Source organism: Erythrobacter sp., from assembly GCF_038133525.1.
In the GTDB taxonomy this organism is placed as follows: domain Bacteria; phylum Pseudomonadota; class Alphaproteobacteria; order Sphingomonadales; family Sphingomonadaceae; genus Qipengyuania.
Genome location: NZ_JAYPTL010000012.1, coordinates 34,049 through 45,874, shown reverse-complemented (window position 1 = coordinate 45,874; position 11,826 = coordinate 34,049). Strand labels below are relative to the sequence as shown.

Below are 11,826 nucleotides of genomic sequence, written 5' to 3'. Positions count from 1 at the left end.
TCGCCATTCGCGCGATCATATTGGCGATCGCTTCCACCTAACCGGTGCAACCTCCCGCGAGGGCCGGTTTCGCGTCGCAGAGCTGGCGCAACGCGACCGCAATGTACGCCCGGTGAGCAATTTCAACCTTGTCGGCGCGGCGCAGGTAGGCAAATCGAGCCTTACCGGAATGCGCCTGCTTCACCGACTACGCGATCGTGTTTCGGTCTGGCCCATCGACCCACTTCCCGAAAGCGGACCGGTGCTGGTCGAGATGTACACCAGCATTGCCGCACGCGCTTCGGGCGTCGACGGTGGTGCCCGGACCAAGCTGCGCACATTTGAAGAACTCAATATGGCACTCGAGCGCCTGTACTCACCGCCTGTCGCGGGAACCGGACCGATCGACGACCATTCATCCGACTCATTGATTACCGCCGCCTGGTTGCGCACGGTTGCAGGAAATCCCGCCTACTGGACCCCCAAGGCCCTCACCGCCGAGATTGCGCGAACAGAAGGCTGGACTTTCGGCGCGTTGTAAACCAAATGCCCGCGCCTGTGCCGTGCCGGTTTAGCTCAGTTGGTAGAGCAGTTGATTTGTAATCATCAGGCCAGGGGTTCGAATCCTCTAACCGGCACCACTATTCCTCTTCGCCAGCCGCCATCAGGTCCATGAAGTTGCGGGCGGCCTCGCGATCTTCCTCGTTCTTGAAGGCGATATCGAGGTCGGGCGCGGATCCCAGCATGTAAAGCAATGTCCATAGGGCGAAACGCTTGTCTCGGTCTTTCTGGAGCCCAAAGTCGACAAGGCAATGTTCGATCCCTGCCTCCAGCGCGGCGGGAGAAATCGCGGCTGGGTCATCGCTGCCGAAGTAACGTCGAAAGAGGTCGTCGAGTTGCATGCCCGCGCGATAGGGCGCTTCATCCGGTTGGGAAAGGGCAGTCAGCGATCACCGACCAGCACGAAGGGTGCCCAGGCACTCGGATGCGCCCAGGTGTCGCTGGCGCTGTCGGCTTGCGGGTCCATCCGCACCTCGCGCAGCGCCTGCTGGAATGCCTGCGCACGCGACATCTGCGGATGGTTCCGGCGCAACTCCACCGTGCGGACCGTGATCCGTGGTGCAATGTCGTCACGCACCGGCCAGTGCGAAGCGAGCAGATTTCGCGCCCCGGCGTAGAAAAAGGCACGCGCAAGTCCCGACAGCCCCGGTGCACCCTCGTCCCCGCTGCCACCCGCCGTATTGCAAGCCGACAGGATCACCCATTCGGCATTCATGTCGAGTGCGGCAATTTCCGACGTGGTCAGTAATCCATCGTCATCGGCGCGGGCACGTGCGGGCGGAGTGAAGACCAGTCCCGGTTCGGAATATCCATCGACCTCGCCCGCCACCAGGCCATGCGTGGCCAACGCAAGGATTCCGACCCGCGAGAGGTCGAGCGCGCGGAAATTGCTCTCAGTGGCGCGGGCCTCGGTGAATATGTCCTCGCTGCCGGCCCCGAATGCAGAACCGAGCGCAGTAATCTCGAGCGCGGTTCCCGGCAGGCGGGCCAGCGCGCGCAGTTGATCGACATCGGCCAGCAATGGCTCGCCCGATCCTGCGATACCGGTGAAGTAGCTGCCGACTGGGGCCGTACCGCCGCCACTGCGGCGTGCCACGCGATTCCCGCCCCGCTGCACGCCCTCGCCAGCCAGCACGGGATCGCCGAAGCCCTTGAACTCGCCGCTCGCTGCATCGCGCCCCTCGACGGACTCGCGCAGCGCCTTGAGCGCAGCGAGCGAGGGAATCTGCACCAGCGCATGATCGTCCGCCAACCAACGCGTCGCTCGTAGCGCGGCGGGATCGCCATCTACTCCATGCGGTTCCTCGGTCACCAGCAGCGCCAGCGGCAGGCTCGACAGACTTCCGGACGCGGCCACGAATACGTGATCCTTGCCATTGAGAATCGCATCAAGCGGCGCGATCAGTTCCTTGAAGAGCAAATGGGCGGTTCTCCGATCGAAGGGATAGGCGCCCTCACCCTCCTGCTCCCACTCGCGCGCCTGCACCGGCGAAACTTCGACATTCGAACCCACGTCCCACAGCAATCGCGTCACGTGTTGGCCTAGTTCCTCCTCGTTGAGCGCCGAGCGATGCCAGGCGATGCTGTCATGCGAAACCGCCATCACATGCGTACCATAATGCGTCGGCACCGCCAGCAGCACCGCTTCGTCGGGCGCGAGCAGAGCTTGCGCCTCAGTTAGTTTGAGTGATTGCGGCCGGGTAAATGCGAAATAACCGGGTGCCTCGCGCTGCAACCGCTGATCGACCTGCGCCATGCGTTTCTCGATCTCGCTGCGTCGCTTGCCCAGCGCCTCACGTTGTTGTCCTGCGACAGGGTCCGCCAGCAACTGCGTGCTGGCTTGCTCGACCAGGCTCCATTCATCAGACAGCGCCTGCCGTTCAGCCGCGAGTTCGCCCATCCCCTTGCCCGCAGCATCTGCCACGCGGCGCGCGGCAGTCAGCGCCACTGCACGATCGGCGCTGCCTTCCATCGAGTCCTGCAGCGCAAGGAAAGTCTCCTCGCGCATCTCGTTCGGATCTTTGTCGCCGTCGGCGGCGACCCACCATGCGACTTCCGCAAGTTTGTGGAAGTCGCGACGTTGCTGCACGGCTTCTCGTGCGCGCTGAGCTTCATCGCGCGAGGCCGACGCCAATTTCGCCCGCCGCTCGAGCATCTTCGACGACAGCAGGCGCGCCGGGATCAGCGCCCGCTTCCGCATCGACGGGATGCGCAACAGTATATCCGCCTCTGCCGAAAAGGTCTGCAACGTCACCGGATGCTCGATCCCGAACTTTTCGGAATGCTGCTGGAGGGAAGTGTGCATCATAGCGAGTGCCTGACGCATCTCGCCTTGTTCCGCGAGAACGAGTGCGAGGCTTTGGCGCAGCGCGGATGTAATCGGGGCGGCCTCACCATTCACGCTTGTCGAATGGTCAAGTGCGCGTTGTAGAGACCACCGCGCATCCTCGAGGTCGAGCATCTGTTCGCGCCCGGTTTGCACCAGATCTACGGTAGCCTTGCCTTCGACATCCGCCGCAATCAGCGCGCGCGTGTCACTCTCGCCAAACAGCTTGGTGTAATAGTATGCCACGAAGGAAAGCTGCCACCAGGCCTGCTCGTCGCCCGGTTTCACCTCGTTGAGCGTTTCGGCGTAATGCGCCTGCATCCCGATCACCAATGGATGGCGGGCGCCAAGGCGAGCGGCTGCCAGGTCGCGCGCGCGTTCGAAGATCGCCAGCGCCTCGCGCTTGCGCCCTAGGTCGGACAGCGCGAGCCCAAGCGTGTCCAATGCCCAAGCGTATTCTATCCCAGTTGCTGCGCTCTTGCGATCGAGCTGCCCGACGAGTTGCTGGGCCGCATCCAGTCCCGCGTCGTACTCCCCGCGTCCGCGTGCGGCGATCGCCTGTTTGTAGAGCTTGTCCATTGTACCGGACCAGATCTTCATGTCAGGGCGGAACTGGGCAAGCTCCTTTGGGGTAATGCCCGCGTCACGGGCTAGCCTGAATGCGGAACTGTAAGCGCAGCCAATGCCTGAGCGCCCGCGCGGGTCAAAGAAGCCCTCTGTCTTGCCCGTGGCCTCGTCGTAGCCGTAGTCCTTGGTCGAGAAGATATTGGCAGCATTGTCGAGCACCGCCTCAGTCTCGATCATCTCGCCATCTCGCGCGATCCCAGCCTTTTCAGCTTCCGCCAGGACGAGCTCGGAATCCTCAGCCAGGTAGACGTAGCGTTCGTCGTAATCGATCGTAATCGCGGTGACGGCCAGCGGGCCATAACGGCCTGCCATAGGGCGAGTGACCGCCGTTTCCTCACCCCGTTCCATGTCGGGGTGGCGGTAGAGGTAACCTCGCTGCTTGAGTTGCAATTCCTGCTCACGTTGCAGTTCAGCAAAGGCCGTGTCGAAAGCTGTTCCGAAACTGCAAACTTCGGGATTGAATGAGAGTTCAGGCACCTCCTGCGCTAGCGCCTGTGCCGAGCTGGCTGCCAACAATACCGCCGCGATCACGATCTTCATTGGCGCCCCCCAAATGCCCCGGCCCCCAGACGAGCAGCTACCCTGCCGGTCACGTCAGTGCAAACGGCCAGATGCCTCGCGACAGAGGTAGCCGACGGCAATGCTCGCCTTCCGGTGCAAAAACGACTAGGGGGCCGCGATGCATTTCCTCGACCAGGCCAAAATCTATCTGAAATCCGGCGGCGGTGGCCCCGGCGCGGTGAGTTTTCGCCGTGAGAAGTATATAGAGTACGGTGGCCCCGATGGCGGCAATGGCGGCAAGGGCGGCGACATTGTGTTCGAAGCAGTCCAGGGCCTCAATACGCTGATCGACTTTCGCTATGCGCAGCACTTCAAGGCGTCGCGCGGCGGCCATGGCATGGGCAAGGATCGAACCGGCGCAGGCGCGCCCGACCTGGTGATCAAGGTGCCCGTGGGCACCCAGGTCCTATCGGAAGACAAGGAAGAGGTGCTCGCTGACTTTACCGAAGTCGGTCAGCGCGTAGTCTTCCTCGAAGGCGGCATGGGTGGGCGCGGCAACGCCAGCTACAAGACCAGCACCAACCGCGCGCCGCGCCAGCACCAGCCCGGCGAAGCGGGGCAGGAAATGTGGGTCTGGCTGCGGCTCAAGCTGCTGGCCGACGTCGGCCTGCTCGGCCTGCCCAATGCCGGCAAGTCGACCTTCATCAACCAGGTATCGAACGCCAAGGCCAAGGTCGGCGCCTATGCCTTCACCACGCTGGTACCCAAGCTGGGCGTAGTCACGCACAAGGGGCGCGAGTTCGTGCTTGCCGACATTCCAGGCCTGATCGAGGGCGCAGCCGAAGGCGCCGGGATCGGTGACCGCTTCCTCGGCCATATCGAACGCTGCCGCGTGCTGATCCACCTGATCGATATCGCCGGGGTTGATCCGGTCGAGGCGATGCAAATCGTCGAGGGCGAATTGGAGGCCTATGGAGCGGGGCTTCGCGACAAGCCGCGGCTCGTTGCGCTGAACAAGCTCGACCTTGCCGACAAGGAACTGGGCGAAGGCTTCGCCGAGGAATTGATCGCTGCCGGGGCGGAAAAGGTGTTCCGCGTTTCTGGCGCCACCGGCGAGGGTATCGAAGAGCTGCTGGACGCAGTGCTCGGCTACCTGCCGGACCGGACGGCCACCGAAACCCATGCCGAAGAGGTCGAAGACGAAGGCGAAGCACCCGATTGGTCGCCGATCTGAAGCGATACAAGCGCTTGCGCCACCCCAAGCGAAGGCGGCTTCCGCCGGGCGCGCGCATTGGTTAGGGCTGAAGTCGTGACCACGTTGAACACCCTTCCTGACTTGCGCCGCGCGCGACGTCTTGTGATCAAGGTCGGCTCGGCATTGCTCGTGCATCAGGGTAAACCGCGCATCGAATGGCTTGCCTCGCTCGCCGCCGAGATCGCGGATCTGCGCAAGGCGAGCGAGGTGATCGTCGTCTCCTCCGGCGCCATCGCGCTTGGCGCAGCCAAGCTGGGCCTCGCCAAGGGCGGGCGCGGCAGCCTTGCCGATGCGCAGGCCGCGGCCTCCGTGGGGCAGGTAGAACTCGCACGCTTATGGTCAGACGCATTGGGTCATCATGGTATCACCGCCGCGCAGATGCTGGTGACCATCGGGGATCTCGAGGAGCGGCGGCGCTACCTGAACGCATCGGCGACGCTCACGCGCCTGCTCGAAGCCGGTGCGGTTCCCGTGGTGAACGAGAACGACAGTGTAGCGACCGAGGAAATCCGCTTCGGCGACAATGACCGGCTCGCCGCCCGCGTCGCGCAGGCCTCAGGCGCGGAGGCCGTGCTGCTACTTTCGGACGTCGACGGTCTGTATGATCGCGATCCGCGCGAAGCCGGGGCCGTATTGATCGAACGGGTCGAAGGCGTGACGCCTGAAGTTATGGCCATGGCCAATGGTGCATCCTCATCGGGGCTCGGCTCAGGCGGAATGCTCGCCAAACTGCAGGCCGCACGGATCGCCGAACGCGCCGGTATCGCGCTGGCGATTGTCAACGGCACGCACCAATCACCCATTTCGCGCGCACTCGACGGCCCGATCGGCACTTTGTTCGTACCGCAGGGCGATGCCAGCGCGCGCAAGGCCTGGCTCGGTGGGCGACTGGCTCCTGCAGGTGTGCTGACGGTCGACGCCGGCTGCGTGATCGCATTGGAGAAAGGCGCAAGCCTGCTTGCGGCGGGCATCGTGGAAATCGAGGGCGAGTTCGCGCGCGGCGATCTGGTTGCGATCCACGGCCCCAAGGGCGAGCGACTGGGCCAGGGGCTGGTGGAATATACCTCTGCCGAATGCCGCAGCATTCGCGGGCTCAAACAGGATCTCCAGGCCGACCGGCTCGGTTATGCTCCGCGCGCGGCGGTGGTCCATCGCGACCATATGGTGCGCACGTGACCATCGCGCTGACCGGCGCCACCGGCTTTGTCGGCCAGGCGGTACTCGACGCGGCGGAACGCGAGGGGATCGCCATCCGCGCGCTCACCCGCAGGGCGCAGGCACCTCGCGAGGGTATCGATTGGGTAGAGGGAAGCCTTTCCGATCCCGCATCCCTGACCGCCCTGTGCCAAGGCTCTGACGCCGTGATCCATGTCGCAGGCCTCACCAACACCCCGGACCCCTTGGAGTTCGAGTTAGCGAATGTCGCTGGAACCCAGAACCTGATTACAGCCGTCAAGGAAACGAAGACCCGCCGCTTCATCTTCGTTTCCTCGCTAGCAGCACGCGAGCCCAAACTGTCACTCTATGGGGCATCGAAGGCCCAGGCAGAGGCACTGGTTGAAACCAGTGCACTCGACTGGACCATCGTGCGCCCGCCCGGCGTCTATGGCCCGCGCGATATCGATTACCTTGAGATGTTTCGTTCGGCGAAATTCGGCTTCGTGCCGCTGCCGCCGCGCGGGGCGAGCTCGATCATCCACGTCGACGACCTGGCGCGACTGCTACTCACTCTCGTCGATGCCCAGCCTGCCCTAGTCCGACGCCAGATGTTCGAGCCAGATGACGGACGCGAGGGTGGCTGGTCCCACAAGGAACTGGCCAGCGCGATCGGCACAGCGATCGGGCGACGAGTCTTTGCACCGCACCTGCCCAAATCGTTGATGACCTTCGGCGCGCATCTCGACGGCCTGCTGCGCAAGGACAAGGCGCGGCTGACCCGCGATCGCGTAGACTACATGGTGCACCCCAATTGGGTCGCACGATCCGCCAAAAGAGTGCCGCCAGCCGTGTGGACACCGCGCATTCCCGGCGAAGAAGGCCTCGCCCGCACGGCCGAGTGGTACCGCGCTGAGGGCCTCCTCTAATCCATTGGATTTGGCAGCGCGCCAAACAGTCCTATGGTCCCGCTCGGGATCGCGAGTCGCAATGGCGGTAACGGCCGCACGTTCGTTCACGATCGAGGGGATATTCCATGAAGAAAATTGCACTTGTGGCTGCACTTGCGGTCATTTCGGCCTGTTCGCAGCCAGCCGAAGCGCCTGCCGAAGAAGCCACTGCGGAAACCACGGCCGATGCTGAACCCGCCGAGGTGATGGCTGCAGACGGCGGTCCGGCCTACGGCAAGTTCAAGATTACGCAGGCAGACGGTACGTCCTTCACCGACGACGTGCGGGCCGACGGTACCTACACCTCCACCGCTGCGGACGGCACCGAGATGGAGTCCGGCACCTGGGTCCAGAAGCCGGGCGAATATTGCACGACTAAGGACGAAGAAGGCGCCGTCGAGGAGTGCTATCCTGAGAAGATCGACGAAAAGGGCGTCTGGGTATCAAGCAACACCAAGACCGGTGAAACGGTCACCGTAGAACGCTTGCCTGAGTAAGGCTTGTGCACGGCGGGAGGGCGCTCAGCGCGTCCTCCCCGCTTCTTAGAGGAATGGTTCCTCGCCCGGCTTGTGGATACCGCATTCAACCTTGTCCCAGCCGGACCAGCGCCCCGCGCGTGCATCTTCACCATCGGCCACCGGCCGCGTACAGGGCGAGCAGCCAATCGAGGGGAAGCCCTGCGCTACAAGTGGGTGGCGCGGCAGGTCATAACGCTCGAAATAGGCGGTGATGTCATCGGCCGACCAGTCGATCAGCGGATTGATCTTCAACCGGCCCTGCGCATCCGACGTGTCGAGTTCGAAACGCGGCAGGTTTGCGCGGGTCGAGGATTGGAAGGCCTTACGTCCGGTAAAGCTCGCATCAAAACCCGCCAGGGCTTTGGCCAGCGGCTTGACCTTGCGCAGGTCACAGCAGCCGTCAGGGTCATAGGACCACCTGAGGCCGCTCTCGTCGCGGGCCTCGAGGTCCGAAATCTCGGGGTAGAGATTGACGAGGTTAAGTCCCAGCCGATCGGTCAGCTCGTCACGATAGGCCAGCGTTTCCGCGAAATGCTTGCCCGTTTCCAGGAACAGTACCGGCACCGTCTGATCGACTTGTGAAATGAGGTGCAGCAGCACCGCGCTTTCCGCGCCGAAGCTCGAAACCACCGCAACATCGCCTGCCAGGCTGCCTTCGATCACCGCACGCAGCCACTCCTCTGTCTCGTGTCCGCGGAACATGCGGTTGAGCCGCACAGCGTCGTGTTCGACGAAACGCGGGGCGGTGTCGAGCCGATCGATGGCGCGCAACTCGTTCATGCGTGCCTCTTGGCCCAGATGGCGGCACGTCCATCGGCAGCCGGCTGATAGACTTCGGGCCAGCGGGCGAAGGCTGCCTCAACATCGTCCTGGTCGAGCGTCTGGTCAGGCGCGAAGGCATCGAAACCGCAGCGGCGCATATAGGCGATCTGATCGACCAAAACGTCACCGACAGCACGCAATTCGCCGGTGTAACCAGCTTCACGCAGGATCCGGGCGGAAGAGTAGCCGCGACCATCGCCAAAGGCCGGGAAATTCACTTCGATCAGCGCCAGCCGGTCGAGAAAAGGGATCAGTTCGCGGGCATCGTCACCCGGTTCGATCCGGACGGCGGTGGCGTTGGTCTGATCGCAGCAGGCATCGACGGTGACCGCCGGCTGATCGACCGGTTCGTCATCGCGAAAACGAATCTGCACGGCGTCGGGACTGGTTCCGAGGGCATCAGCCATAAAGGGCCTCCTTGAACGGATCCATGCCGATCCGGCGATATGTATCGAGGAAACGTTCGCCATCCTGGCGCTCGCGTTCGTAAACGGTGGTCACGGTTTCGACCGCATCGACGATACCGTCTTCATCGAAACCGGGGCCGGTGATCTTGGCCAGGCTAGTATCCTCCGCCTCGCTGCCGCCGAGCAGGAGCTGGTAGTTTTCAACCCCCTTACGGTCGACGCCGAGGATGCCGATGTGACCGGCGTGGTGGTGCCCGCAGGCATTGATGCAGCCCGAAATCTTGAGCTTGAGCTCGCCCAGTCGAGCGGTCTTGCCGGTATCGGCAAAGCGCGTGGCGATCTTTTGCGCTACGGGAATCGAACGGGCATTGGCGAGGCTACAGTAGTCCAGGCCGGGGCAGGCGATGATATCCTCGATCGTATCGAGGTTCGGGCTGCCCAGCCCCGCCGCGTCGAGTGCGGTCCACAGCGCATGGAGATCGGCCTTGCGGACATGCGGCAGGACGATGTTCTGCGTATGCATCACGCGCAGTTCGTCCAAACTGTAGTCCTTCGCGAGATCGGCCATCAGGTGCATCTGTTCTGCACTCGCGTCGCCCGGGATGCCACCGGCCGGCTTGAGGCTGATGACCGCCGAGACATAGCCCGGTGCCTTGTGCGGATGCGTGTTGCGATCGACCCACAGCGCGAAATCGGGGTCCGTACGGTCGATTTCCTGTGAAAGGCCCTCTTCGAACAGCGGCTCTTCGAAATAGGTCTTGATCCGTTCAAGCTCGGCAGCAGGCGGTTCGATGCCCAGTGTCAGCAGGTGCGCGAATTCTTCTTCGACCTGGCGGGTGTATTCCTCAGCCCCCAGCTCGTGGACGAGTATCTTGATCCGCGCCTTGTACTTGTTGTCGCGGCGACCATAGCGGTTGTAGACCCTAAGGCATGCCTCGGCATAGGTAACCCACTGATCGAGCGGTACGAAATCGCGGATCAGCGGTGCAACCATCGGCGTGCGACCCATGCCGCCACCGACATAGAAGGCCGCGCCCAGCGCACCGTCCTTCTCGACGATCTGCACGCCAATGTCGTGCAGGCGCATCGCCGCACGATCGCGGTCGCTGGCGATCACCGCCATCTTGAACTTCCGCGGCAAATAGCTGAATTCGGGGTGGAAACTCGACCACTGACGGATCAGTTCGGCATAGGGCCGCGGATCGACCACTTCGTCGGCGGCGGCACCGGCGAAGTGGTCCGAAGTGGTGTTGCGAATGCAATTCCCGCTGGTCTGGATCGCGTGCATTTCGACACTGGCGAGATCGGCCAGGATATCGCCCGCCTCTTCCAGCTTGATCCAATTGTACTGGATGTTCTGGCGCGTGGTGAAATGGCCATAACCGCGATCGTATTTATCGGCGATCGTTGCCAGCATGTGCATCTGGCGGCTGTCGAGCGTGCCATAGGGCACCGCGACACGCAGCATATAGGCGTGCAGCTGGAGGTAGAGCCCGTTCATCAGCCGCAGCGGCTTGAACTGGTCTTCGGTTATCTTGCCTTCGAGGCGACGGCGGGCCTGGTCGCGGAATTCCTCGACCCGGGCGTCGACCATCGCCTGGTCATATTGGTCGTACTGGTACATTAGATCACCCAGTTGCCGATATCGGGATCGGCCGGCTTGAGGGTCAGGTCGGGGCGGACGGTCGGGCCGAGCGCGCGCACGCGGTCCTTGATATGCGATGGCCGCGGCGAGCCCTGGTGAAGCTCGGCATCGATGGCATAGGGCACGTTGACCCGTCGCGCCGCTTCTTCGCGGCGGGCGATCTCGTCTTCATGCCCGGTCACATCGACGGCATCTTCAACATGGAGCGACCAGTCATTGCCGTCCCACCAGGTGACGGCACCGGTGCGCAGGTCGTTTCCGGTCAGGATTCTCATTGCGCGGACTCCTTTGCGATGGCGGCAAGCGCGACATCGTCGCGCGCAGTGACTTCACCGATGACGATCAGTGCCGGGCTTACGACTGCTTCGCGTTCGACAAGATCCGGCAGGCCGGCGAGCAGGCCTCGGATCACGCGCATCGAAGGACGCGCACCGTTCTCAATCACCGCCACGGGCATGTCGGGGGCAAGGCCGTCTTCCATTAGCTTCTCGGCGATCTGCGGCGCGGTCTTCACACCCATGTAGATCACCAGCGTGCGACCTTTGCCGGCGAGGCCTGCCCAATCCTGTTCGGCCAGACCCTTGCATTGGCCAGCAACGAAGCTGACGATGCTCGAGGCTTCCCGATGCGTCAGCGCGATCTGTGCAGCAGCGGCTGCGCCATTGGCGGCGCTGATCCCCGGAACGATCTCGACAGGAACACCGGCAGCACGTGCCGCCTCTGCCTCTTCGCCGCCGCGTCCGAAAATGAACGGGTCGCCGCCCTTGAGGCGTACGACGTCTTCGCCCGAGCGCGCAATGCGCACCAGCAAGGCGTTGATATCGTCCTGTGGCATGGTGTGTCGGGCGCGGCGCTTGGCGACCGGGACGAGCTCCGCCTCGGGATGCGCAAGCGCGAGGATTGCTGGATCGACGAGGCCGTCGTGCACGATCACCCGGGCGCGCTCGATCAGTCGCGCGGCGCGGATTGTCAGGAGGTCGGGATCGCCCGGCCCCGCACCGACGAGGTATATAGTTCCGGTTTTTGCCATGTTGCGCAAATGGGCCGCATGGCCGCAGCACGCCAATCAGAATGCGTGTC

General features: G+C 63.4%; 11 protein-coding genes, 1 tRNA gene and 1 pseudogene. 6 read left to right on the top strand and 7 right to left on the bottom strand.

Going from position 1 to position 11,826, the window contains the following annotated elements:
* Positions 1-520, top strand: a pseudogene (locus tag AAFM29_RS04850) (hypothetical protein); the annotation flags it as partial.
* A gap of 24 nt (positions 521-544) precedes the next feature.
* A tRNA-Thr gene (locus AAFM29_RS04845) sits at positions 545-620 on the top strand.
* On the opposite strand, the gene AAFM29_RS04840 is transcribed toward AAFM29_RS04845, so the two are convergent.
* Complete coding sequence (locus AAFM29_RS04840; protein WP_341711682.1) at positions 621-881, bottom strand: hypothetical protein; 261 nt, start codon at positions 879-881, stop codon at positions 621-623.
* A 41-nt stretch (positions 882-922) separates the two neighbouring features.
* Positions 923-4,033, bottom strand: coding sequence for a CHAT domain-containing protein (locus AAFM29_RS04835; protein ID WP_341711681.1), 3,111 nt, complete (start codon positions 4,031-4,033; stop codon positions 923-925).
* A gap of 139 nt (positions 4,034-4,172) precedes the next feature.
* Between AAFM29_RS04835 and obgE the strand changes: the two genes are divergently transcribed.
* From obgE to AAFM29_RS04815, 4 genes are all read left to right on the top strand, one after another.
* Positions 4,173-5,228 (top strand): GTPase ObgE, encoded by a 1,056-nt coding sequence (gene obgE, locus AAFM29_RS04830; RefSeq protein ID WP_341711680.1) that lies wholly within the window; start codon positions 4,173-4,175, stop codon positions 5,226-5,228.
* 75 nt (positions 5,229-5,303) lie between these two features.
* Positions 5,304-6,425 (top strand): glutamate 5-kinase, encoded by a 1,122-nt coding sequence (gene proB, locus AAFM29_RS04825; protein WP_371830717.1) that lies wholly within the window; start codon positions 5,304-5,306, stop codon positions 6,423-6,425.
* A complete protein-coding gene (locus AAFM29_RS04820) occupies positions 6,422-7,333 on the top strand; it encodes an NAD(P)H-binding protein (RefSeq protein WP_341711679.1) in 912 nt (303 codons plus the stop codon). Before proB ends, AAFM29_RS04820 begins: the two co-directional genes overlap by 4 nt.
* 107 nt (positions 7,334-7,440) lie before the next feature.
* On the top strand, positions 7,441-7,851 hold the full coding sequence (locus AAFM29_RS04815) for a hypothetical protein (RefSeq protein WP_341711678.1): 411 nt from the start codon (positions 7,441-7,443) through the stop codon (positions 7,849-7,851).
* Positions 7,852-7,896: 45 nt separating this feature from the next.
* Here the strand turns inward: AAFM29_RS04815 and AAFM29_RS04810 are convergent, their stop codons facing one another.
* Genes AAFM29_RS04810 through cobA form a run of 5 tightly spaced genes read right to left on the bottom strand, consistent with a single transcriptional unit; the run spans position 7,897 to position 11,776 of the window.
* Complete coding sequence (locus AAFM29_RS04810) at positions 7,897-8,652, bottom strand: phosphoadenylyl-sulfate reductase (RefSeq protein WP_341711677.1); 756 nt, start codon at positions 8,650-8,652, stop codon at positions 7,897-7,899.
* On the bottom strand, positions 8,649-9,101 hold the full coding sequence (locus AAFM29_RS04805; protein WP_341711676.1) for a DUF934 domain-containing protein: 453 nt from the start codon (positions 9,099-9,101) through the stop codon (positions 8,649-8,651). Before AAFM29_RS04805 ends, AAFM29_RS04810 begins: the two co-directional genes overlap by 4 nt.
* Positions 9,094-10,725 carry a nitrite/sulfite reductase gene (locus AAFM29_RS04800; RefSeq protein WP_341711675.1) on the bottom strand — a complete coding sequence of 544 codons (1,632 nt, stop codon included), beginning with the start codon at positions 10,723-10,725 and terminating at the stop codon, positions 9,094-9,096. Before AAFM29_RS04800 ends, AAFM29_RS04805 begins: the two co-directional genes overlap by 8 nt.
* Positions 10,725-11,021 carry a DUF2849 domain-containing protein gene (locus AAFM29_RS04795; protein ID WP_341711674.1) on the bottom strand — a complete coding sequence of 99 codons (297 nt, stop codon included), beginning with the start codon at positions 11,019-11,021 and terminating at the stop codon, positions 10,725-10,727. Before AAFM29_RS04795 ends, AAFM29_RS04800 begins: the two co-directional genes overlap by 1 nt.
* Positions 11,018-11,776, bottom strand: a complete 759-nt coding sequence (gene cobA / locus AAFM29_RS04790) for a uroporphyrinogen-III C-methyltransferase (RefSeq protein WP_341711673.1) — start codon at positions 11,774-11,776, stop codon at positions 11,018-11,020. The genes AAFM29_RS04795 and cobA overlap by 4 nt, the downstream gene beginning before the upstream one ends.
* Between the last annotated feature and the right edge of the window lie 50 nt (positions 11,777-11,826).

What these genes read in the sequence shown, in the direction of transcription:
- AAFM29_RS04805 (WP_341711676.1), bottom strand. Translation starts at nt 9,101, where the DNA reads ATGGCTGATGCCCTCGGAACCAGTCCCGACGCCGTGCAGATTCGTTTT.
- AAFM29_RS04835 (WP_341711681.1), bottom strand. Translation starts at nt 4,033, where the DNA reads ATGAAGATCGTGATCGCGGCGGTATTGTTGGCAGCCAGCTCGGCACAG.
- AAFM29_RS04795 (WP_341711674.1), bottom strand. Translation starts at nt 11,021, where the DNA reads ATGAGAATCCTGACCGGAAACGACCTGCGCACCGGTGCCGTCACCTGG.
- AAFM29_RS04815 (WP_341711678.1), top strand. Translation starts at nt 7,441, where the DNA reads ATGAAGAAAATTGCACTTGTGGCTGCACTTGCGGTCATTTCGGCCTGT.
- AAFM29_RS04810 (WP_341711677.1), bottom strand. Translation starts at nt 8,652, where the DNA reads ATGAACGAGTTGCGCGCCATCGATCGGCTCGACACCGCCCCGCGTTTC.
- obgE (WP_341711680.1), top strand. Translation starts at nt 4,173, where the DNA reads ATGCATTTCCTCGACCAGGCCAAAATCTATCTGAAATCCGGCGGCGGT.
- cobA (WP_341711673.1), bottom strand. Translation starts at nt 11,776, where the DNA reads ATGGCAAAAACCGGAACTATATACCTCGTCGGTGCGGGGCCGGGCGAT.
- AAFM29_RS04840 (WP_341711682.1), bottom strand. Translation starts at nt 881, where the DNA reads ATGCAACTCGACGACCTCTTTCGACGTTACTTCGGCAGCGATGACCCA.
- AAFM29_RS04800 (WP_341711675.1), bottom strand. Translation starts at nt 10,725, where the DNA reads ATGTACCAGTACGACCAATATGACCAGGCGATGGTCGACGCCCGGGTC.